The following is a 22,740-nucleotide window of genomic DNA, read 5'->3' as shown; positions in this document are numbered from 1 at the left end:
CATTCATAGTTAAAACGAATGAGTATCATTTACCCTGACGTCCCGCTGGATTTTATTTGTATCGGCGTAAGGAGTTCAGCGGGCGACGATGCGCTGTCTGCCGCCGGCCGCCACCAGCCGCACGGGCAGCGCCAGCGGCAGGGCGGCCGCGAATTGCGCGGGCTGTTTGGCGTCGAAGCTGCCGTTCAGGCGCAGCCTGGCCAGCACGGGATCGTCCAGCAGCAGGCCCGTATCGCCATAGCGCTCGAATTCCGCCAGCGCGTCGGCCAGGGTGGCGTTCTCGAAATTGAGCCGTCCCTCGCGCCAGTTGCCCACCGCCTGCGCGCTGACGCCGGCCGGCGCACCCATGCCCCGCGCCGTGACTGCCACCGTCTCGCCGGCATGCAGCACGGTAGCGTGGGTACCGGTGGCGGCGTTTTCGCTTTCGACGCGTACCGTGCCTTGCGCCACGCTCACCTGTGTCGCGGCGCCCACGTGGCGCACTGAAAAATGCGTGCCCAGCACCGTCGCCGTGGCCGCTCCCGCCAGCACCTGGAATGGGCGTGCCGCATCGGCATGCACATGGAACATGGCCTGGCCACGCAGCAGGCGCACGCTGCGCCGGTCGCGGTACAGGGTCACTTCGATGGCGCTGCCGCTATCGAGTTCGATGCGGCTGCCGTCGGGCAGCACTTGCGTGGCCAGCTGGCCGCGCGCCGTGCTGTAGTCGTGCTGGAAGCCGGGCTGGCGCAGATGGCTGGCCAGCGGCCAGGCCAGCAGGCCGCACAGCAGCAGGCAGCCGCCGGCCAGCGCAGCGCGCGGCGGCAAGCTGGCCGCATGGCGCAGCTGTCGCAGCCGCCGCAGCAGCGCTGACGGCAGGCCGGGCGCCGGGGCGGGCTGGCTGAAGGCCGCCACGCGCTGCGCCGGCAAGGCGGCCAGCAGGACGTCGGCGCGGGCCAGCTCGTCCCAGGCGCGCTGGTGGCGGGCATCGGTTTGCAGCCATTGCCGCAATGCCGCCAGTTCATGTGCGGCCAGGCCTGCGTCGTGGCGCAGCAGCCACTGTGCCGCCTGGTAGTCGATGTCGTCTGCCGTCGTGTCTTGTGATGTCATGCGCTGTTTCATACCGTGTCCCGCTCGGGCAAGCCTTTTTTACAGGCGAGCATGCCGTTGATGATGTGTTTTTCCACCATGTTGACGGAGATGCCCATCTGGGCGGCGATCTCGATCTGGCTCAGGCCGTCGAACTTGTACAGCGCGAAAGCCTGGCGGCAGCGCGGCGGCAAGGCGTCGATGATGGCCAGCAGGCGCTCCATGGTTTGCCGGTCGTGCAGCCGTTGCTCGGGTTCGTCGGCGCGCGGCGCGCGCAGCTGCATGTGCGGCTCGTCGAGCGCGTCGTGGGGCCGCCTCTGGCGCAGCCGCTGTTCGTCGATGGCGATGTTTTTCGCCGTGACGTACAGCAGGGCGCGCTGGCCGCTGTCGGGCGGCGCATCGCCGCGCAGGACGCAGGCGCCGCTGGCCGTCTTGCGCGCCAGGATGCGCGCATAGGCTTCCTGCACCACGTCCTGTGCCTTGTCGCGGCATCCGGTGGAGCGCGAAATCAGGCGCAGCAATTCCTGGTAATAGCGTTCAAGCACCGCGCATGTCCCCGTGATCAAAGCGCGCCATGATAGCAAGCCCATCAAATAATAACAAGAATCATTCTCATCTATGGTGTGGATAACGCTGGATATTTTTAGCAAGGCGGACAATAATCGGCAGCAGAAGGCGCTGTCGCGGACACAATCGCCGTTATTATCGATTTTATCGATGCTAATTAGGTAAATTTTCCGTTTTACATCGATCTTCATGCCATGCATAATCTGTTGCAACTGAAGCCAGACAATCAGCCGCAGCGCTTCCCGCCTGCGGCCGGTTGCGGTTTTGACATCCTCCACTCCCTATCAGGAATTTACAATGAAAAAACTGCTCGCTTTTATCGCCGCCGCCGGCTTCTCGCTGTCCGCTGTTGCCGCCCCGGAAGTCTATGTCATCGATGGCAGCCACACTTTCCCCCGTTTCGAGTACACCCACATGGGCTTCTCGACGCAGCAAAGCCGTTTCAATAACACCACCGGCAAGGTCACCCTGGACCGCGCCGCCAGGACGGGCGCCGTCGAAGTGCTGATTGACACCAAATCCGTCGACACGGGCTCGACCCTGTTCAACTCGCACATCCAGGGCGAAGACTTCCTCGACACGGCCAAATACCCGGTCGCCACCTACAAGTCGACCAAGTTCAATTTCGACGGCGACAAGCTGGCCTCCGTCGAAGGCAACCTGACCTTGAAGGGCGTGACCAAGCCGGTGACCCTGACCGTCACCTCGTTCGCCTGCGCGCCGCACCCGATGCTGAAGAAAGACGCCTGCGGCGCCAATGCCACGGCCAAGATCAAGCGCTCGGAATTCAACGCCGGCAAATATGCGCCAGCCGTCAGCGATGACGTGACCTTGACGTTCGCCATCGAAGCGATCAAGCAGTAATCGTTGGCTGCATGACGTAAAAATGGCGGCGGACTTCGGTCCGCCGCCATTTTTTTTGAGTGGCGGTAGGCCGGATTAGTGCGGCAAAGCCGCGCGTAATCCGACATGAGCCGCCAACAATGTGTCGGATTACGCGGCGTGCCGCTCATCCGACCTACGCGGGCTGCATCACCTTTACGCCAGGTGATGTACCTCCTGCTGCCCGTACACGGGCGTGCTCAACCCCTCCATGCGCGCCTTCAGCTGCAGCGACAGGTACTGCGAATAATGGCGCGACTGGTGCAGGTTACCGCCGTGGAACCACAGCGCTTGCTGCTGCGTGGGTTTCCACATATTGCGCTGCTCTCCCTCCCACGGGCCCGGGTCCTTCGTCGTGTTTGATCCCAGGCCCCACACCTTGCCCACTTTATTCGCCACCTCGGGCGAGATCAGGTCGGCCGCCCAGCCATTCATGGAGCCGTAGCCGGTGGCGTACACCACCAGGTCGGCCGGCAGTTCAGTGCCGTCCGACAGCACGATGGAATGGCTTTTCAGTTCCTGCACGCCGACGCCGCTTTTCAGCTTGATCTTGCCGTCGGCGACCAGTTCCGAGGCGCCCACGTCGATGTAGTAGCCGGAGCCGCGGCGCAGGTATTTCATGAACAGGCCCGAATCGTCGTCGCCGAAATCGAGCATGAAGCCCCGCTCTTCCAGGCGCCGGTAAAAATCCGCATCGCGCTCGCGGATGGCCTTGAAGACGGGTTTCTGGAAGTCGGCCAGGATTTTATAGGGGATCGAGGCGAACGTGAGGTCGGCCTTGTTTGTGGTCATGCCGGCCGCCAGCGCCCGTTCCGAATACAGGTCGCCCAAGGCCAGGTCCATCAGGGAATCGGACTTGACGATGTGCGTCGACGAGCGCTGCACCATGGTCACGTCCACGCCCGCCTCCCACAGGGCGGCGCAGATATCGTGCGCGGAATTGTTCGCGCCGATGACCACCACCTTCTTGCCGACATACGCGTCCGGCCCCGGGTGCTGCGACGAGTGCTGCTGCTCGCCCTGGAACACGTCCATGCCCTTGAACTTCGGCATGTTCGCCTTGCCCGACATGCCCGTGGCCAGCACCAGCTGCTTCGGCTTCAGGGTGACGGGCTGGCCGTCGCGCAGCACCTGCACCGTCCACTCGCCGCTGGCCTCGTCGAAGCTGGCCGATTCGCATGAGGTCGAACCCCAGTAATTGAGTTCCATCACCTTGGTGTACATTTCCAGCCAGTCGCCGACCTTGTCCTTCGGTGTGAAGACGGGCCAGTTGTCCGGGAACGGGATATACGGCATGTGGTCGTACCAGACGGGGTCGTGCAGGCACAGCGATTTATAGCGCTTGCGCCAGCTGTCGCCGGGGCGGGCGTTTTTCTCGATGATGATGGTGGGGACATTGAGCTGGCGCAGCCGCGCACCGAGCGCGATGCCGCCCTGGCCGCCGCCGATGATGACGCAATACGGCTGGCGCGCGTAACCGAGTTCCCTGGCTTCCTGCTCGCGGTGCTCCAGCCAGCTGCTGCGGTTCGTGTGCGCGCCGTGTTCCGCGCCCATGGGCCGCCGGCCGCCCTTGGCTTCCTCGAAACCCTTCAATTCGCTCATGGTGGTGAGCAGGGTCCAGATCTTGCCGTCGCGGATGCGGATGAAGCCCACGCCGCGCGCCACCTGCGTCTCCACCGTGATCCAGCTTTGCAGCACGCCGCCCGCTTCGACCGCATGTTCGCCGTCGGCGATGCGGATGGTCACGGGCTGCACGGCGCCCAGTTGGGCGGCCAGCATGGCGGCGATCTGCCCGCGGCCCTCCAGGGTTTTCAGGTTCCAGGTAAACAGCACCAGGTCGCGCCAGTAGCCGTCCTCTTCGAACAGCTGCGCGGCGCCCGTGCTGTCGCTGGCGCGCAGGGCACCTTCGAGCTGCTCCAGGATGCTGGCCACGGCCAGGTCGGCTTGCTTGATATCGGTTTGCATCGTGTCTCCTCCAAGTCTGATGACTTTATGATGGGATGCGGCTGTGTTGCCGCTGACGATGTTGTATCACTGCCGTTCTGGCGCCGCATCCTGCATTGCAGCATGGCGGCTATTGAGACGGAAGTCTCAGGGTGTTTATCGCCTTATTGCCGGTGCGGCGGCACGATCTTCAACTGCTTGAGGCGCCGGTACAGGGTGGCGCGCGAGACGCCCAGCATGGCCGCCGCCTGCAGCGGACGCCATTTGGCGGCATGCATGGCGTTGACGATGCGCGTGCGCTCGGCCAGTTCCTGCGGCGCGTATTGCACCGCCTTGTCCGCCACGGGGGCCTCGCTTCCGGCGCGCAGGCGCGCGCTGGCCTGGCGCAGCGGCGCGCGCACGCGCGCATGCAGCCAGCCGCCACCGCCGGCCAGGCGCAGCGACAGCAGGCTGTGTCCCGCGCGCGCATCGAACAGGCGTTCGGCGCGCACTTCCAGCACCTCGGCGACCGGACGCGGCAGGGTATCGAGGCCCCCGATGACGTCGCGCGCGCAGCCGTTGGCGGCAACGATGTCGCCGTGTTCGTCGATGGCGAGCAGCATTTCCGGCTGCACTTCCACGAAATGGCGGTTGCGGTGCGCCAGCAGGATGCAGCAATGGCCGTAGGACTTGAGAAAAAAGCCGTCTTCGATCAGGGTGGCGCCCTGCCGCACCAGCTGTTTGACCAGGCGCTGGCTGTCGCGCGCGTCGGGGGAGCTCAAAGCCGACGCGTCGAGCACGCCGATCAACTCGCCATGCGGCGAAAAGATGGGCGCGGCGCTGCAGGTCAGCCCTGTGAACGCGGCGCGGAAATGGTCGGTCTTGTGCACGGTGATGGCTTCCTGGTCGAGCAGCACGGAAGCGATGCCGCAGGTGCCTTCCTCGTCTTCCGACCAGCATGATCCCGGATACAGGCCCGCCTTCTTGAAGTCCTTGCGCTGGTCCGTGTCGACCACGTAGTCGATGGTCACGCCGCGCGCGTTGGCGAGGATCACGCAGTAGCCCGCCTCGCGCACCATGGCGTGCAGGCGCGGCAGGCACTGGCCCGTGGAGCGCAGAAAATTTTCCTCGGACTGCTGGATCGCGCGCAGCTCGGCGCCCGTCAGGATGCGCGGCCCCGTGGTGGAGGCGGGGTCGAGCCGGTAGTCGTCCAGCGAGCGCCGGTACGACGAGGCCAGCCTGGCCATGTCGGCCCCCGGATTGACGATGCGCCCGGCGATCAGGTCGCGCACGCGGTCGATATGGCTGGTCTGGCGGACGTAGGGCATGGCGCTCTCCGGTGTCTCGGTATTTTGTATGGTATGCCCGTTTGTAGCATGAAGGCGGGGATGGCGCATCCTGCGCTGCAGCATGGCGCGCGCGTGAGACGTTCGTCTCAGCGCCCGGCGCCGCACAATAGGATGCTTTACAACAATAAAAAAGAGCATCTCTGATAACATCCGCTCAAATCGACAGTCAGTTAACGCAAGGGATATCTATGGCAACGCAAGCGATGTTCCCGGTGCGCCATGCACTCGTCCTGGCCCTGCTGGGCTGGAGCGCCGCCTGCGGCGCCGCCGGCCAGCTCGATCCCGATGGCCGCAGCAGCATGGAAAAAGAGGTGGCCCGGCGCGCCGCCGTCGAACCGGCCATGGGCGCCGGCTGGCAAACGACGCGTTCCGTGGAAGCGGGCGTGCAGGTAGCCGGCGAGAGCAATCTGTTCTGGAAGCTGTCGAATACGCCGGCGCGCAATCCCGACTTCGATTTCAAGCCCTACTGGTACGAGTTCTATGTCAAGCCGGCGCTCGGCTTCAAGCGCAAGCTGGGCGACGGCAAACAGCTGTATGCGCGCGTTTCCGCCGTCGGCTCGGCCACCGTGCGCCACGACCCGTTTGGCGCGGGCGACACGGGCCGCATCTCGATCGAGGAATTCGTCGCCGGCATCCGCATGCCGCTCGGCGGCACGCGCGCCATGCTCGACCTGTCGGCCGGCGCGCAGAATTTCACGCTGGGCACGGGCATGCTGATCGCCAATGGCGGCTCGAACGGCTTTGACCGTGGCGCGCTGAAACTGGGGCCGCGCAAGGCCTTCCAGAATTCCGTGGTGGCCAAGATAAGCCAGGACGCGTTCAGCGCCCAGGCGTTTTACCTCGACCCGAATGAAAACCCCGACAACGATAGCGGCACGCGCGTCGTCGGCGTCGATGTCAGCTACGCCCCCACGAACGAGCGCAAGGCCGGCATCGCGTATGGCAAGGTGCCCCGTTCGCATGCCGCGTATCCGCAGGCGGCGCCGGGCGGCGTCGGCGCACCGCTGGCCGTGCCCGATGGGCGCAAGGACTTGCAGTTCGTGTATGGCTACGCCCGCGTTCCCGTGCTGCCCGCCGTGCTGTCGCAAGGCTGGTTCGGCGTCGACGCCGCGCGCGAGTGGAATACGCGCGAGCCGATGCGGGCCTGGGGCTGGCGCACGGAAGGGGGTTTTTCGCTGCCCGGCGTGACGTGGACGCCGAAGTTCACGCTTGGCTACCAGAGCTTTTCAGGCGACGACCCGCGTACGGCGCGCAACGAGCGCTTCGACCCGCTGTTCTTCGAAGGCACGCCGGGCGCCTGGGCGTCGGGCAGCAAGGCCACCTGGGTTTTCGTGAATGCCAACGTGAATGCGCTGCAGGCCACCATCGAGCTGCACCCGACGCCGAAGGACACCGTGACCGCCTACCTGGCCCAGGTGCGGGCCAACCGGATGGGCAGCCCGCTGCAGTTCGGCCAGGCCACGCGCCTCGACGTGCCGGGCGACGCGCCCGTGGTGATCGCCGGCGTGCTGCGCCCGATGCTGGCCAACGATGTCTTCGTCAAGTACGTGCGCGTGGTGAACCCGAATACCTACCTGACGCTGGGTTTCAGCGCCTCGTTCGCACAGTCCGGGGTCAACCAGCTGGTGAATGGCCAGGCCAGGACCTGGACGGGCTGGCTGGCGAACGTGGTATGGGTTTATTAAGTATTTTGTTGATCAAGGAGAGCATCGCATGAACGATTTTCCCAGCATGAAACGCCTGGCCCTGGCCGCCGCCTGCCTGGCGCTGGCCGCCGGCGCCCACGCGGCAGAGACGACCAAGGTGGCTGCCACCCCGCTGTCGGCCGCCGCCAGCGATCCGGCCGCCTTGCAATGGATGGTGGGCGCGCCGCCGCCGGCCGACAAGATCATCCGTTTCGACGATGGCAGCTATTTCAACTTCCCGCAGCTGCGCTGGAGCGTGTCGCACTTCCGCCAGCTGATGCCGACGGTGGCAGTGGAGCGCGGCTTGAAGGCGCCCGTGCCCTTGAAACGCGCGCTGCGCAACGATATCGACAGCCTGCGCTTCACGCCCCTGGGCGCGCAGGACACGATGACCTGGGAACAGTCGCTGGGCGCCAACTACACGGATGGCATCGTGGTGCTGCACCGGGGCCGCATCGTGTATGAACGTTACCTCGGCGTGCTGAAGGACAGCGGCCAGCACGGCGCCATGTCGGTGACGAAGTCCGTCATGGGCACCATCGGCGCGGCGCTGGTGGCCGAAGGCAAGCTCGATCCTGGCAAGATTGTGGCCGAGTATGTGCCGGAACTGGCGAAATCGGCGTTTGGCGACGCCACCGTGCGCCAGGTGCTCGACATGACCACGGGCCTGAAATTCAGCGAAGACTACGCCGACCCGAAGGCGGAAGTGTGGCAGCACGCGGCGGCCGGCAGCCCGCTGCCCAAGCCCAAGGATTACACGGGGCCGCGCAGCTATTTCGAGTACCTGCAAACGGTGCGGCACGAGGGCCGGCATGGCGAGGCCTTCGGCTACCGCACGGTCAATTCCGACGTGCTGGGCTGGATCATCGCCCGCGTCACGGGGCAGAACGTCAACGACTACCTGTCCGAGCATGTCTGGCAGAAGCTGGGCGCCGAGCAGGATGCCTACATGACGGTCGATTCGACGGGCACGCCGTTTGCCGGCGGCGGCTTGAATGCGGGCTTGCGCGACCTGGCGCGCTTCGGCGAAATGCTGCGCAACGATGGCCGCTACAACGGCCAGCAGATACTGCCCAAGGCGGCCGTCGAGGATATCCGCCGCGGCGGCGACAAGCAGCTGTTCGCCAAGGGCGGCTACGATTTGCTCAAGGGCTGGAGCTACCGCGACATGTGGTGGGTCACGCACAACGACCATGGCGCCTACATGGCGCGCGGCGTGTACGGCCAGCGCATCTACGTCGATCCGAAGGCGGAAATGGTGATCGTGCGCTTCGCCTCGACGCCGACGGCGGCCAACGCGGCCAACGACCCGACCACCACGCCGGCCTTCGAAGCGCTGGGCAAGCTGCTGCTGGCCAAGCCGAAGTAAGCTGCCAGGCTGGCCTGTGGCAGCCGTGCGGCGGAACGGACGCAACTGCAATACACTGTCCTTTCGTCATTACTTGTTGCTTGAGTGATAATTCAGCGCCGCACGCAAGGGGAAGCACCGTGGAAACCAGCCAGCCAGAACAACCGCGCCCGCCGCTCTGGCGGCGCCTGCTATGGCCGGTGGCCCAGCTGGGCTCGGCCTTCAAGCTGACGGGCACGCATCTGCTGCACCACGTGATCGGCGCCAGCCTGATCGCCGCGCTGATGCTGGTGCTCGAAGGTTTTCACGTGCTCGAATGGCTCGATGCCGCCATGCTGCGCGCCAGCGCGGAACAGGGCCAGCTGCTGGAGCGGGACAAGGACCCGGGCGCCGCCTACCGTCCCGGCATCATCGAAATCGACCAGCCCGCGTTCGAACAGGTGTTCGACGAGCGCGAACCGCTGGAACGCACGCGCCTGGAGCAAGTGATCGCCAGCGCCGCCGCGCGCGGCAGCCAGGTGCTGGCCATCGACCTGGACCTGGCGCCGGCCGTGTATGAACAGCACAAGGCGGGCGAACGGCCGCTGGACCGCCTGCTCGACCGGCTGGCCGCCGATGGCCGGAAACTGGTGCTGATCCTGCCCGAACAATCGGACCGCAACGCGAACCTGGCCTGGATACGCGCGCGCTGCGCGGCCGGCATCCACTTCGCCAGCCCGCGGATCCGCGAACGCATGGGCGCCGTCACGCGCATCGAGCTGAAAAGCCCCGTGCTGGCGGCCGTGGCCTTCGAGCTGGCGCATGGCGCCGACGAGCAGGAGCGGCAGCAGCCCATGCCGGCCGTGCTGTCCGAGCAAAAGGAAGGGCTGGCACTGGCCGGCCGCGTGTGCCAGCTGGCGCGGCGCACGGGCAGCGAAAAGGAATTGGCGCGCTGGGCATTTGAACCCGTCATCCACGGCGACGCCAAGGCGGCGGCCGAACAGAATGCCGTCACCGCGCCATTCCACCCGGCCGCCATGGCGCCGCCATTCCTGAACCCCACGCGCACGCGCGTCCAACTGATCGACGGCCAGGCGGGCGTGGCGGCGAATGCTCTACGCAAGAACGTCGTGTACATCGGCAGCAGCTATGATGTGCGCGACCGCTATACGACGGCCGAAGGCGAGCAGGCGGGCCTGCACCTGCACGCGGCCGCCCACACGTCGCTGGGCATCGGCACGGCCGACGTCAACAAATACGTGGTGTTCGCGGCCGACATCGTCATCGGCGTGCTGCTGGGCTGCCTGTTCGGCGGCCTGTGGACGCTGTATGGCCGCGCCGAACTGGCCATCGACCAGCGCATGGAAGACCACGATTTCAGCCGTTTGCACCGCATGGGCACCGTGGCGGAATTCTATGGCATCCGCCTGATGCTGGCGCTGGTGTGGGCTTCGCCGTTTGCCATCGGCGCGCTGGCCATCTACCTGTCGCGCGGCTTGCTCGAGCAGGGCTGGTGGGTCAACCCCGGCCCCCTGATCGCCGGCATGTTCCTGCACGCGATGTCGCTGCGCGACGAAGCCCACCACCCGCACGCGGAAGCGCCTGGCCTGTCCGTCTGGACCCGGTTGCGCCGTACGCATCCGGGCATCGTGCTGGTGCAGGCACCGCTGGCGGTGCTGTTGTTGATCATCGCAGTGATTTAGCCATGGCGGCGTGCCGCAATGGCCTGGGTATGGCTGGCCGATAGTTTGCCGCGGTATTGCGGCGCGCGCAGCGAAGGGTAGGTCGGATCAGGCCGCAGGCCGTCATCCGACAACATTGTTGGCGATGCCTGTCGGATTACGCTACGCTAATCCGACCTACGTGATCCATGGTTTCAGCCGATCAGCTTCAAGCCCGGCGGCAGCGCCTCGCCCAGCATGCGCTTGGTAGCCGCTTCGTCCAGTGGCGTCACTTCGCTGACCATCGTTTGCCACAGGGGCGGGGCGCCGACGGCTTTCAGGCGGGCCAGGATGGTGGCCCGCAGGTCGTCGCCGATGTCGCGCGAGCGGTCGCCCGTCATGCGCGCCAGGTGGGCGGCGGCAAACGCCGCCGGCTCCACCTTTTTCCAGTCCAGCGCCAGCAGCATGGTGAGCCATTCGGCCACGGTGGCGCTGTCGACCACTTCGTGCGCGCTGCCGTGGAAGGGCTGGCGCGCGCCGACCCTGGCCAGCGCCCACAGGGTATTCGTGTCGGCCGCTTCGCCCTTTTTATCGGCCTTTTGCAGGCGTTTCAGCAGCCAGGCGCCCACTTCCGCCTTGTAGGCGCCGGGGATGCGCTCGAGCGAGGCACCGAGGCGCAGCATGTCGTCGTCACTGCCGTTCACCAGGGTGACGGGGCGGCTGCCGCGCTGGGCCGCGTCGGCTTGCAGGTTGAAGGCAAAGTCGTCGAGCAGGCGCAATTGCTGCTCCGAACTCAAGCCGCCGGCCACGCGGCGCCACAGGGTCCACCATTCGGCGCACACCTGGTTGTCCTTGTGATGCTGGACGCCCGTGTCGAACAGCGCCCACAGCTGCTCCATGCGCCATGGATCGAGCGCCTCGCCATAGCCGGGGCGCAAACAGTAGCCGGCCAGGTTCAGCCACACCCGCTCGTGCTCGGCGGAGCGGCGGCGGCCACGCGCGCGCAGCAGGAGGGCGTCGAACAGCTGGCGCAGCAAGGGAGTCTCCCAGCTTTCGCGCCCGCCCAGTCCCCGTTCCAGGTGCTGGCGCAACTGGCGCACTTCCTTGGTGTCGACCTTTTGCGCCTTGCCGCCGAAGATGCGCTCGATCTTCTCGACCGCTTCCTTCACGCGTGGCGGCACGCTGGACGTTTCGGCCTGCGTTTCCTCTTCGCCCCGCAACTGGAATTCCAGCAGCCAGCGCTGGCCCGCATCGGCTGCGGCCACGCAATGCACTTCCAGGGTGCCCACTTCCGTCATCACGGTGGCCAGCTGCACGGTGATTTCGCGCTTGTCGCCGGCATCCTGTTTATCATGCAGCACGCTGGCCAGCGGCGGCAGGCGCAGGTACTCGCCTTCGGCCAGGTCGATGATGTCGCCCAGCCTGGGCGGCGTGCCTGTTTCCGCGATCGATGAGGCCAGGTGGAAGCGCACGGGCCGGCCCAGGCGCAGCGCGAACAGGCGCTGCGTCAGGCGGATTTCCTCGCCGCTGGCGCTGCCGCGTGGCAGGATGCAGACGGCGCGGTGGTCCTTGCCCGACTCGCCCAGCACGAGGAAGTAGCTGCGCGGCGAACCGCCGCCGATGCGCGGCGCCTGGCCGCGCCGCGCCAGCGCGTAGGCGACGGCGCCACGCGCCACGGCCACGTCGGGGTTATCGTTGTGCAGGATGGTCAGGGGCTGGCCCCGCCAGTGCGCCAGCGTCTCGGCCAGGCGGCGCGCCAATGCGTCGGCGCGGAATACGCCGCCATTGAGCAGCAGGGTATCGGGCAGGTCGCCCTGCTGCTGGTGCAGGAAGCTGGCCAGGTGGCGCGTGATGGCCGCGTCCTGCGCATACGGCAGGCCGAATTCGACGATGCCGGCGCGGCCTTTTTTCGCCGTGTCGCTCAATTCCACTGTCGGGAAGAAGCCGTCGACCACCATGGCCGCCACTTCCTCGCGCGTGAGGTCGGCGGAACGGCTGCCACCGATCAAACGCGAACCGGCGCCCAGCAGGGTGACGGTGGCGCTCTCGGGCGCGTCGTTCGACAGCAGCAGCTCCTTGGCCGCGCGGCAGCGCTCCATCAGCTGCGACAGGCGCGCGGCGGACAGTTTCATGCCGCCCTCGACGCCTGCCGCCATGCGCGTTTCCACCAGGTGGGCCAGCGCCAGGTCCATATTGTCGCCGCCGAGGATCAGGTGGTTGCCCACGCTGCTGCGCGTGAGCTGCGGTGCGTCGTCGTCATCGAAGGCGACGTCGATCAGGCTGAAATCCGTGGTGCCGCCGCCCACGTCGCAGACCAAAATGCGGCGCGTGTTGGACAAGTCTGCGCGCAGGGTGTCGCGCTGGCGCTGCAGGTAGTCATAAAAGGCGGCCTGCGGTTCTTCCACCAGCCGCAAGGTGGGCAGGCCCGCCATGCGAGCTGCTGCCAAGGTGAGTGCGCGCGCACCCTCGTCGAACGAGGCGGGGATGGTCAGCACCAGTTCCTGCTCTTCGAGGGGCGCGTCGGGGAAGCGGTGATTCCACGCCGCGCGCACATAGGCGAGGTAGCTGGCGCTGGCCGCCACGGGCGAGACCTTGGCCACGTCGGCTTCGGCGCCCCACGGCAAGATCGGTGCCTGGCGGTCCACGTTCGCATGCGACAGCCAGCTCTTCGCGCTGGTGACCAGCCGGCCCGGCACCTGGGCGCCGAGCTGGCGCGCCAGGGCGCCCAGCACGGCAGCTTCCATGCCAGCACCGTCCTGCTGCGGCCACGGCAGCTGCAAGTCGCCCGCCGCCAGCTCGCCGGCGGCGGGGTGGTAGCGCAAGGAGGGCAGCAGGGGGCGTGCGGCCACTTCGCCGGGCGCGACCAGCTGTTCGATGGCGAACAGGTTTATTCCCGCCTGCGCATCGGCCGCATTGGCCGCATTGGCATAAGCGACCACCGTATTGGTGGTACCCAGGTCGATGCCGACCAGGAAGGCCGGCTTGCCCGCAGTGCTGCCCATGGCGCTTATTGCGGCGTGCCGCGCACGTCGAACTCCACCTTCCAGCGCTCGGCGCCGTCAGGGGAGACGGCCAGCAGTTCCAGGGTGCCCGCTTCCGTCACGCGTGCGTGCAGCTTGACTTGCACGACATCGCCGGCCGAGCGGCCTTCGGCGGACAGCGTCGCCTGGATTTCGCTCAGCTCCTGCAATTCATCGGGACCCCAGAAGTCGAGCAAGTCGCCGATCTGGTCGTTGCGGCGCGTGGACGAGGCGAAGAAGCGGAAGTGCACGGGTTCGCCCACGACGAGGCCGAATTGCTGGCCCGGCAGTTCCAGCTCGCTGCCTTCTTCCATGCCGAACGGCGCCACGCACAGGGCCTGGATAGGCGGTTCCATGCCGGGGATGGCGGGCATGGCCGATTCGATGGCCACATAAAAGGAGCTGGCCGTGCCGCCGCGGATGCGCACGCCATGGCCGCGCCGCACGTAGCTGTAATAGGCCGCGCCGCGCGCGACGGCCAGGTCCAGGTCGGCCCCGGCCAGCATGCGCGCCGGCTCCGCGCCTTCCATGTAGAGCCAGTCGTTGACGGTCGCCATGATGCGCTGCACCAGCAAGTCCGACTTGAAGACGCCGCCGTTGAACAGCACGGCCGTCGGATGCAAGAAGCTGGCGCCTTCCGCCTGGCGGCCGGCGAAGCCTTCCAGCTCGCTGGTGGCCGCCACTTGGCGGCCCAGGAAGGCGGCCAGGTGGCGCGTGATGGCCGCGTCCTGCGCATACGGCAAGCCCAATTGCGTCAGGCCGGCGCGCGTGCGCACGGCGGGGCGGCTCGACGCTTCCACCTGCGGGAAGAAGCCGTCGAGGATGAAGGTGGACACTTCCGCGCGCGTCAATTCCGTGCGGATGGAGCCGCCGATCAGTTTCGAGCCGCGGCTGGGCACGACGATCGGCGCCACATCGAGGCCGCTGTCGGCCAGCAGGCTTTCCTTGGCGCTGCGGCAGCCGTAAGTGAGTGCGCGCATCTGCCAAGCGTCCAGCTGGGTGCCGTTGGCGGCCAGCTTGCGCGCCACCAGGTGGGCCAGGGCCAGGTCCATATTGTCGCCGCCCAGCAGGATATGTTCGCCGACCGCCACGCGGTGCGGCTCCAGCACGCCGTCGCGCTCGAGCACGGCGATCAGCGAAAAGTCGCTGGTGCCGCCGCCCACGTCGACCACTAAAATGATGTCGCCCGGCTTGACTTCCTTGCGCCAGCGGCCTTCGCTGGTCTGTATCCAGCTGTACAGGGCCGCCTGCGGCTCTTCCAGCAGGGTCAGCGACGCGTAGCCGGCCGCCTGCGCCGCTTCCATCGTCAGCTCGCGCGCGGCCGGGTCGAACGAGGCGGGTATCGTCACCGTGATTTCCTGCTCGGCGAACGGCGCTTGCGGGTGGGCGTGGTCCCAGGCCTGGCGCAAGTGCGTCAGGTAGCGCGTGGCGGCCGTGATCGGCGAGATGCGCGCCACTTCGGCCGGTGCGTCGTTCGGCAGGATGGCCGCGCGGCGGTCCACGCCCGGGTGGCACAGCCAGCTTTTTGCGCTCGACACCAGACGGATCGGCGTGGTGGCGCCGCGGCTGCGGGCCATTTCGCCGACGACGAACGGCGCTTCGGCTTCTTCCGTGACCCAGGGCAGGGCCAGGTCGCCCGCCGCCACTTCATCGGCGTGCGGCAGGTAGACGAAGGACGGCAGTAGCGACAATTCTTCGACGGTGCCAGGCGCCGACAACTGCGGCACTTTCAGCACGCCGTGGCTCGATTGCTCGCCGTCGCTCTCGACCAGGTTCACATACGACAGGGCGCTGTGGGTGGTGCCCAGGTCGATGCCGATGGCGTAGCGCGGGCTGTTGTTCGGGCTGTTGCTCGTTATATCGTTCACAGTTCCACCTCGGCCGGTGCGAGGATGGACGCGTCGTGCTGCCCGCTCAGTTTCGGCAGGCGCACGCTCGAAGCGCGCCAGCCGCGGTGGCTGAGGGTGCCCGTGAATGGCGCGGACCCGACGACGTTGCCCGTCAGGCGTACTTGCGCGCTGTCAAAACCTTCCTGCAGCACGATGCGGCTGCCCTCGGCTTCCTGGCGCACGGCGTCGATGGTGAAGTATTCGCGCATGACCTTGGCGCAGCCTTCATGCACGACGCGGGCGGCCGCGCCGATGTCGGCATCGGCATGGCTGCCCAGGTTTTCCTGGGTGAAGTCGATCAGGCGCGCTTCGCGCTGCAGCAGGGCCAGCAATTGCAGGGCCGCGTCAGGCGTCGCTTCTTTCAAGATGACGGGGGCGGCGGCCGGCGTCGGCACGGGGGCCGGAGCAGGGGGCACGGGCGCCACCGGGGCGGCTTCGGGCAGCGACAGCTTTTCCACGCGGGCCGCATAGGCGGCGTCGGACAGGGTGCTGAAGAAGGCGCCGAAGGCCAGCGGGACTCTGCGCCAGAACGATGGGTGGGACGATGGTGTGCTCATAGGAACTCGTTTCTCTGATCTGTAGGGGGGGCGTCGGCGGTGCGCTGAAGGGCGGGCCGCTTCGCAAGGTGTTGCATGCGCCGGCCCGTTGTGCATGTCAGGCCGGCTGGCGTTTGCCCGCATGATACCAGCTACGGCGCCGGCGCCAAAGTCGCCGCCACCCGCGCAGCCTGCCCGAGGCGGGGATTTTCTTTGTTCCTGCGCAAGGAAACGCTCGATTTCGTGCCGCTTCGACTAGAATCGCGCATTATCTTTTTGCATGATCTTGATGCCATGGCTACCGAATTTTCCCCCGACTTTTCCATATATCTGGCCAGCAGCACGCATATCGACAGCGAGCATCCAGCCGTGCGCGCCAAGGCGGCCGCACTGGCGGCAGGCGCCGTGGGCGACGCCGCCATCGCGGCCCGCTGCTTTGCCTTCGTGCGCGACGAGATCGCCCACAGCTGGGATTACCGGCGCAATCCCGTCACCTGCCGCGCCTCCGACGTCTTGCAGCATGGCACGGGATACTGTTATGCGAAGAGCCATCTGCTGGCCGCGCTGCTGCGCGCCAATGGCATCCCCGCCGGCCTGTGCTACCAGCGCCTGGCCGTGGGGGAAGTGGGGCCGCCGTTCTGCCTGCATGGCTTGAATGCCGTGTACTTGCAAGAATTTGGCTGGTACCGCATCGATGCGCGCGGCAACAAGCCCGGTGTCGCCGCCGCCTTCGCGCCCCCGCAGGAACAGCTGGCCTTTCCCGTGCTGGCGCCGGAAGAGCGCGATCTGCCGGAAATCTGGGCGGAGCCGCTGCCGCAGGTGATCGCATCGCTGACCGGCCATGCGACCGTGCAGGATGTGGCCGCGCACTTGCCCGATATCGAATTGTTGCCGCTGCAAAAATAATCTCAAGAAAGAAATCATGAAAAAAGTGTATGTTGGTCTGTTCGGCCTGATGTTACTGGCCGGTTGCGGCGGCAAGGGCGAGAGCGGCGGTCCATCGAGCGCCGCGCGCCTGGACGGCAAGGAAAAGGGCAGCGAGTTCCTGGCCTATGAACATAATGTCAGCGTCGATACGCACGAGGCGCAAGTGCGGCCCCTGTATGAAAAAGTCGTCGCCGCCTGCAAGGCCGATACGGAAAACGGCTGCCTGCTGCTCGATTCGAGCATCGACAGCGGCCGCTACGTGCATGCGCGCATCAGCATGCGCGCCAAGCCGGCCGGCATCAAGAAGCTCGTTGCGCTGGTCGCGGCCGAAGGCGACGTCACCAGCCAGGGCACCAAGGTGGAAGACCTGGGCCGCCCTGTGCTCGACAGCAAGAAACGCCTGGACATGCTCAAGCAGTACCAGGCGCAGCTGCAAGACCTGGAAAAGCGCTCGGGCACGAATGTCGATGCGCTGATCAAGGTGAGCAAGGAGCTGGCCACCGTGCAGGTGGAGCTGGAACAGGCGACGGCGGCCAATGCCCTGTTGATGCAGCGCATAGACACGGACTTGCTGAACGTGGCCATCAGCGCGGAAGGCAAGCAATCGTTCTGGACGCCCGTCAAGCGTGCGCTGGGCAATTTCACGGACAACCTGTCGGAAGGCGTGGCCAACGCCATCACGGCCATGGCGTATATTTTGCCGTGGCTGGTCGCGTTCGTGCTGCTGTTCCCGCTGGGACGCAAGGGCTGGCGCCGTCTTCGTGGAGCTCCGCGCAAGGATTGATGCGCAAGAATTAAGCCTGCCGCGCACCGTTTTACGGCAATTTGAAACCTGGCTGCACAGTCCTTGTGCAGCCAGGTTTTTTTTCGTGCGGCGAGGGCCGCTTGCACCATGGCGGCCACCTCTTGGTGCTGGCATGCATTCTGCTTTAACAACATGGCAGACCCAGCTCGACCCCACGAACCCATCACAGGAGTCCCCATGTCACGACGCATCATCCTGAAAGCGGCCGCCGCCGGCGCCCTGGCCCTGGCCACCTCCATCTGCATGCAGGCGGCCCTGGCCGCCGATACCATCAAGGTAGGCATCTTGCACTCGCTGTCGGGCACCATGGCCATTTCCGAAACGTCGCTGAAGGACGTGGCGCTGATGACGATCGCCGAGATCAATGCCAAGGGCGGCGTGCTGGGCAAGAAGCTGGAGCCGGTCGTCGTCGATCCGGCCTCGAACTGGCCCCTGTTCGCGGAAAAAGCGAGACAGCTGGTGGCGCAGGATAAAGTCGCCGTGGTGTTCGGCTGCTGGACGTCTGTCTCGCGCAAGTCGGTTTTACCCGTCTTCAAGGAACTCAACAGCCTGCTGTTTTACCCGGTGCAATACGAGGGCGAGGAACTGGAAAAGAATGTGTTTTATACGGGCGCCGCGCCCAACCAGCAGGCGATCCCCGCCGTGGAATATTTGATGAGCACAGATGGCGGCGGCGCCAAGCGCTTCGTGCTGCTGGGCACTGATTACGTGTATCCGCGCACCACCAACAAGATCTTGCGCGCCTTTCTGAGAAGCAAGGGAGTCAAGGATGGCGATATCAGCGAGGTCTACACGCCGTTCGGCCATGCCGACTATCAAACCATCGTCGCCAATATCAAGAAGTTTTCCGCCGGCGGCAAGACGGCCGTCATTTCCACCATCAATGGCGACTCGAACGTGCCGTTCTACAAGGAACTGGGCAATGCGGGCTTGAAAGCCACGGACGTGCCCGTCGTCGCGTTTTCCGTGGGCGAGGAAGAGCTGCGCGGCATCGATGCCAAGCCGCTGCTCGGGCATCTGGCGGCGTGGAATTATTTCGAATCCGTCAAGAACCCCGTGAATACGGCCTTCATCAAGCAGTGGAAGGCGTATGCCGTGGCGCAAAAACTGCCGAACGCGGCTTCGGTGGTGACGAACGACCCGATGGAAGCGACCTATGTCGGCATCCACATGTGGGCGCAAGCCGTGGAAAAGGCGAAATCGACGGACACGGACAAGGTGATCGCCGCCATGGCCGGCCAGAGCTTCAAGGCGCCATCGGGCTTCACCCTGACCATGGATGCGAGCAATCACCACTTGCACAAGCCCGTGATGATCGGCGAGATCAAGGCCGATGGGCAATTCAATGTCGTGTGGAAAACCAAGGAACCGCTACGCGCCCAGCCGTGGAGCCCGTATATCAAGGGTAATGAGGGCAAGCAAAAGCTGTAGGCGCTGATATTTAACCCAGCAGCAACTGCCGGGGTCGGACCCTCAGGGACTAGGCGTCCCCATCCGACCCCAGTCGTCGCCCTTGGGGGCAGCATACGCCCCCGTGCAGTCATTCTTTGGAACGCACATGCAGCTTCTCCCCAAACTGCTGGTCCTCGCCTGCCTGTTGCTATCCTCGCTGGCGCAGGCCGCCATCGCTCCCGACCTGCTCAAGCCGCTGGCTGGCGACGACCCCGATACAAGGGTCGCCGCCGTGGCCCGGATCGCCGCCCTGGCCACGCCCGAGGCCGCCCGCGTGCTGCGCGCCCTGCAGGATGACAGCCTGTACGCCGCGCCCGACGGCAAGGTGTACCTCGTCGATGGCGAGCAGGCATATGACCCTGCAAGCGGCCGGAACGTGCCGCTGCCGGACGGCATCGACGGCGTGATGGTCAACAACCGCCTGCGCGCGGCCGTGGCGGGCGCCTTGTCGGGCTTGCAGCTGCTGGCGCCGGAACGGACGGTACGGCTGGCGGCCGCGCAAGCCTTGCAACAGGCCGTTGATCCCGCGCAGCTGCCCCTGATCCGCACGGCGCTGGCGCGGGAAAACGATGCCGACATCAAACAGCTATTGCAGCTGCTGATCGCCAGCGCCAACCTGCATGCGCCCGATGCGGCCACGCGCAAGGCCGCCGTGCAGGCGTTGGCCGGCAGCAGCGACGCGCGCTTGCTGCCCGTGCTGCAAGCCATGCTGGAGAAGGGGGGTGAGCCGGACGAAGCCGTGCAGCTGGCCGCCATCGAGACCCTGCGCCAGATCAAGGGAAGAGTGGCGCGCATGGAATTGGCCGGCAATGTGTTCTACGGCATCTCGCTGGGCAGCGTGCTGCTGCTGGCGGCGCTGGGGCTGGCCATCACCTTCGGCTTGATGGGCATCATCAATATGGCGCACGGCGAATTGCTGATGATAGGCGCTTACACGACCTATCTGTGCCAGCTGTTCTTCCGCACCTATTTGCCTGGCCTGCAGGATATATATCTGCTGGCCGCCCTGCCGGCCGCCTTTCTCGTCGCGGGACTGGTGGGCGTGGCGCTCGAGCGCACGGTGATCCGCTGGCTGTACGGGCGGCCGCTGGAAACCCTGCTGGCCACCTCGGGCATCAGCCTGATCCTGATGCAGCTGGTCCGCACCATCTTTGGCGCGCAAAACGTGGAAGTGGCCAATCCGGCCTGGATGTCGGGCGGCGTCACCGTGCTGGGCGGCCTCGTGCTGCCGTACAACCGGCTGGCCATCATCGTCTTTGCCATCGTCGTCGTCGTGGCCGTGTGGTTGATCCTGAACAAGACGCGGCTGGGCCTGTTCGTGCGGGCCGTTACGCAAAACCGCCGCATGGCCGATTGCGTGGGCGTGGCCACGGGCAAGGTCGACATGCTGACCTTCGGCCTCGGTTCCGGCATCGCCGGGCTCGGTGGCGTGGCCCTGTCGCAGCTGGGCAATGTGGGGCCGGACCTGGGCCAAAGCTACATCGTCGATTCCTTCATGGTGGTGGTGCTCGGTGGCGTGGGCCAGCTGGCCGGCACCGTGATCGCCGCGCTGGGCCTGGGCGAAGTCAACAAATTCCTCGAACCGGTGGCGGGCGCCGTGCTGGCGAAGATCGCCATCCTGGTATTCATCATCATTTTCATCCAGCGCCGGCCGCAGGGCCTGTTTGCCATGAAGGGACGCAGCGTCGAATGACTACCTCCTACCCGATCAAACAGGGCCTGTTCACGCGGCCCGTCTGGCTGGCGATTGCCGCCTGCAGCGTGCTGGCGGCGCTGTTGCCGATTTTTAACCTGGCGTTTGCCGAAGGGCATGCCTTGCACGTGTCCGCCTACACGGTGGCGCTGGTGGGCAAGTTCATGTGCTACGCGCTGGCCGCGCTGGCGCTGGACCTCGTCTGGGGCTATACGGGCATTTTGTCGCTCGGACACGGCGTGTTCTTTGCGCTGGGCGCGTATGCGCACGGCATGTACCTGATGCGCGCCATCGGCGAGCAGGGCCAGTACCACAGCAGCTTGCCCGATTTCATGGTCTTTCTCGACTGGAAAACTTACCCGTGGTACTGGGCCTTCACGGAACACTTCTGGTACTGCATGGCCCTCGTCGTGCTGGTGCCCGGCGTGCTGGCCTTCGTGTTTGGCTACTTTGCCTTTCGCTCGCGCATCAAGGGCGTGTATTTTTCCATCATCACGCAGGCGATGACGTATGCCTTCATGCTCTTGTTCTTCCGCAACGACACCGGCTTTGGCGGTAACAATGGTTTCACGGATTTCAAGACGATATTAGGCCACAGTATCACGGCGCCCGCCACCCGTGCCGTGCTGTTCCTGCTGACCCTGGCCATCCTGCTGGCGGCGTTGGTGGGCGCGCGCGCCATCGTCGCGTCGAAACTGGGTAGGGTGCTGCAGGGCGTACGCGACAGCGAGGCGCGCTTGATGTTTCTCGGCTACAACCCGCTGTGGTTCAAGCTGTTCGTCTGGACTTTATCCGCCGTGCTGTGCGGCATCGCCGGCGCCCTGTACGTGCCCCAGGTGGGCATCATCAACCCGTCCGAAATGTCGCCCGCCAACTCCATCGAGATGGTCGTGTGGGTAGCCGTGGGCGGACGCGGCACCTTGCTCGGCCCGATTCTGGGCGCCTTTACCGTCAACGGCTTGAAAAGCTGGTTCACGGCCGCCTTGCCGGAACTGTGGCTGTTCGCGCTGGGCTTGCTCTTCATCGTCGTCACCCTGTTCATGCAGCAGGGCATGCTGGGCGTGTTGCGCAAGCTCAAACGTAAAAAGGCCGCCGCCGTGGCAGGGGAGGCCGCATGAGCATCCGCATGTTGCCCGGCATGGCCAGCGCGGAAGCGGGGCCGACATATTCGCGCGTAAAAGGCGAGGGCGTCGATACGACGCACGGCGCGATTCTGTATCTGGAAGATATCAGCGTGTCGTTCGACGGCTTCAAGGCCATCAACAAGCTGAGCCTCGACATTTCCGTGGGCGAGTTGCGCTGCATCATAGGTCCTAACGGGGCGGGCAAGACGACGATGATGGATGTGATCACGGGCAAGACGCGGCCCACGTCCGGCACGGCCTGGTTCGGCCAGACCATGAACCTGGCCACGATGACGGAAGCGCAGATCGCCCACGCGGGCATCGGCCGCAAGTTCCAGCGTCCCACCGTGTTCGAGCAGCACACGGTGTTCGACAACCTGGAACTGGCGATGAAGATGGACAAGCGCGTGGCGCCCACCCTGTTTGCGCGCCTGTCTTCGGAGCAGGCAGGCAGGATCGACGCGATATTGCGCCTGATCCGCCTCCATGGCCACGAGGCGCGGCTGGCCGGTTTACTGTCGCACGGGCAAAAGCAGTGGCTGGAAATCGGCATGCTCCTGATGCAGGAGCCGCAGCTGATTTTATTGGATGAACCGGTGGCCGGCATGTCGGACGCGGAAACGGCGCGCACGGCGGAATTGCTCGATGAATTGCGCGGCAAGCATTCGATCATGGTGGTCGAGCATGACATGGGTTTCGTCGCGGAGATTGCCCGGCAAGGCATCGTCACCGTGCTGCATGAAGGGGCCGTGCTGGCGCAGGGGCGTATGGACGAAGTGCAAGCCGACGAGCGGGTCATCGAAGTCTATATGGGAAGATAATAAGGGGAGAT

The 22,740-nt window shown here is 65.7% G+C and carries 17 protein-coding genes; 10 read left to right on the top strand and 7 right to left on the bottom strand.

All coding sequences use genetic code 11. The annotated features are described in order from the left end of the window. Nucleotides 1-75 precede the first annotated feature (75 nt). On the bottom strand, nucleotides 76-1,089 hold the full coding sequence (locus tag AC3RCJ_RS19955; protein ID WP_492965036.1) for a FecR family protein: 1,014 nt from the start codon (nucleotides 1,087-1,089) through the stop codon (nucleotides 76-78). Between the two features lie 8 nt (nucleotides 1,090-1,097). After that, nucleotides 1,098-1,613: a sigma-70 family RNA polymerase sigma factor gene (locus AC3RCJ_RS19950; RefSeq protein ID WP_492964500.1), complete on the bottom strand. Its 516-nt coding sequence runs from the start codon at nucleotides 1,611-1,613 to the stop codon at nucleotides 1,098-1,100. 319 nt (nucleotides 1,614-1,932) lie between these two features. Here AC3RCJ_RS19950 and AC3RCJ_RS19945 point away from each other — a divergent pair, with 319 nt between their 5' ends. Beyond that, nucleotides 1,933-2,499, top strand: a complete 567-nt coding sequence (locus tag AC3RCJ_RS19945) for a YceI family protein (protein WP_492964499.1) — start codon at nucleotides 1,933-1,935, stop codon at nucleotides 2,497-2,499. Nucleotides 2,500-2,673: 174 nt separating this feature from the next. Here AC3RCJ_RS19945 and AC3RCJ_RS19940 read toward each other — a convergent pair whose 3' ends face one another. Continuing rightward, complete coding sequence (locus tag AC3RCJ_RS19940) at nucleotides 2,674-4,482, bottom strand: NAD(P)/FAD-dependent oxidoreductase (protein WP_492964498.1); 1,809 nt, start codon at nucleotides 4,480-4,482, stop codon at nucleotides 2,674-2,676. Nucleotides 4,483-4,625: 143 nt separating this feature from the next. Beyond that, the gene (locus tag AC3RCJ_RS19935; protein WP_492964497.1) at nucleotides 4,626-5,768 is read right to left on the bottom strand and encodes a sigma-54-dependent Fis family transcriptional regulator; all 1,143 of its coding nucleotides are present in this window, start codon (nucleotides 5,766-5,768) and stop codon (nucleotides 4,626-4,628) included. 209 nt (nucleotides 5,769-5,977) lie between these two features. On the opposite strand from AC3RCJ_RS19935, the gene AC3RCJ_RS19930 reads away from it, so the two are divergent. The 3 genes from AC3RCJ_RS19930 (at nucleotide 5,978) to AC3RCJ_RS19920 (ending at nucleotide 10,504) form a co-directional block, all read left to right on the top strand. Next, the gene (locus AC3RCJ_RS19930; protein ID WP_492964496.1) at nucleotides 5,978-7,474 is read left to right on the top strand and encodes an alginate export family protein; all 1,497 of its coding nucleotides are present in this window, start codon (nucleotides 5,978-5,980) and stop codon (nucleotides 7,472-7,474) included. Between the two features lie 172 nt (nucleotides 7,475-7,646). Then, nucleotides 7,647-8,843 carry a serine hydrolase domain-containing protein gene (locus AC3RCJ_RS19925; protein WP_492964502.1) on the top strand — a complete coding sequence of 399 codons (1,197 nt, stop codon included), beginning with the start codon at nucleotides 7,647-7,649 and terminating at the stop codon, nucleotides 8,841-8,843. A gap of 119 nt (nucleotides 8,844-8,962) precedes the next feature. Further along, the gene (locus tag AC3RCJ_RS19920; RefSeq protein ID WP_492964495.1) at nucleotides 8,963-10,504 is read left to right on the top strand and encodes a CHASE2 domain-containing protein; all 1,542 of its coding nucleotides are present in this window, start codon (nucleotides 8,963-8,965) and stop codon (nucleotides 10,502-10,504) included. Nucleotides 10,505-10,677: 173 nt separating this feature from the next. On the opposite strand, the gene AC3RCJ_RS19915 is transcribed toward AC3RCJ_RS19920, so the two are convergent. From AC3RCJ_RS19915 to AC3RCJ_RS19905, 3 genes are read right to left on the bottom strand one after another with little or no spacing between them, the layout of a single operon-like run. Continuing rightward, nucleotides 10,678-13,464, bottom strand: coding sequence for an Hsp70 family protein (locus AC3RCJ_RS19915; protein ID WP_492964494.1), 2,787 nt, complete (start codon nucleotides 13,462-13,464; stop codon nucleotides 10,678-10,680). A 5-nt stretch (nucleotides 13,465-13,469) separates the two neighbouring features. Further along, nucleotides 13,470-15,350 (bottom strand): Hsp70 family protein, encoded by a 1,881-nt coding sequence (locus AC3RCJ_RS19910; RefSeq protein WP_492964493.1) that lies wholly within the window; start codon nucleotides 15,348-15,350, stop codon nucleotides 13,470-13,472. After that, nucleotides 15,347-15,928, bottom strand: a complete 582-nt coding sequence (locus AC3RCJ_RS19905) for a DUF2760 domain-containing protein (protein WP_492964492.1) — start codon at nucleotides 15,926-15,928, stop codon at nucleotides 15,347-15,349. Before AC3RCJ_RS19905 ends, AC3RCJ_RS19910 begins: the two co-directional genes overlap by 4 nt. A gap of 273 nt (nucleotides 15,929-16,201) precedes the next feature. Between AC3RCJ_RS19905 and AC3RCJ_RS19900 the strand changes: the two genes are divergently transcribed. From AC3RCJ_RS19900 to urtD, 6 genes are all read left to right on the top strand, one after another. Further along, the gene (locus tag AC3RCJ_RS19900) at nucleotides 16,202-16,813 is read left to right on the top strand and encodes a transglutaminase-like domain-containing protein (protein WP_492964491.1); all 612 of its coding nucleotides are present in this window, start codon (nucleotides 16,202-16,204) and stop codon (nucleotides 16,811-16,813) included. A 16-nt stretch (nucleotides 16,814-16,829) separates the two neighbouring features. Continuing rightward, complete coding sequence (locus tag AC3RCJ_RS19895) at nucleotides 16,830-17,618, top strand: DUF4349 domain-containing protein (protein WP_492964490.1); 789 nt, start codon at nucleotides 16,830-16,832, stop codon at nucleotides 17,616-17,618. A 198-nt stretch (nucleotides 17,619-17,816) separates the two neighbouring features. Further along, nucleotides 17,817-19,070 (top strand): urea ABC transporter substrate-binding protein, encoded by a 1,254-nt coding sequence (urtA, locus tag AC3RCJ_RS19890; protein ID WP_492964489.1) that lies wholly within the window; start codon nucleotides 17,817-17,819, stop codon nucleotides 19,068-19,070. 127 nt (nucleotides 19,071-19,197) lie between these two features. Beyond that, nucleotides 19,198-20,784, top strand: a complete 1,587-nt coding sequence (gene urtB, locus AC3RCJ_RS19885; RefSeq protein ID WP_492964488.1) for an urea ABC transporter permease subunit UrtB — start codon at nucleotides 19,198-19,200, stop codon at nucleotides 20,782-20,784. Next, entirely contained in the window at nucleotides 20,781-21,902 is a 1,122-nt protein-coding gene (gene urtC, locus AC3RCJ_RS19880) for an urea ABC transporter permease subunit UrtC (protein WP_492964487.1), read from the top strand. Before urtB ends, urtC begins: the two co-directional genes overlap by 4 nt. Beyond that, the gene (gene urtD / locus AC3RCJ_RS19875; RefSeq protein ID WP_492964485.1) at nucleotides 21,899-22,729 is read left to right on the top strand and encodes an urea ABC transporter ATP-binding protein UrtD; all 831 of its coding nucleotides are present in this window, start codon (nucleotides 21,899-21,901) and stop codon (nucleotides 22,727-22,729) included. The genes urtC and urtD overlap by 4 nt, the downstream gene beginning before the upstream one ends. The last annotated feature ends 11 nt before the right edge of the window (nucleotides 22,730-22,740 follow it).

The organism is Janthinobacterium sp. GW822-FHT07H11 (genome assembly GCF_058798615.1).
The sequence above is the reverse complement of the archived record's forward strand: the minus strand, read 5'-3'. Positions and strand labels throughout refer to the sequence as shown.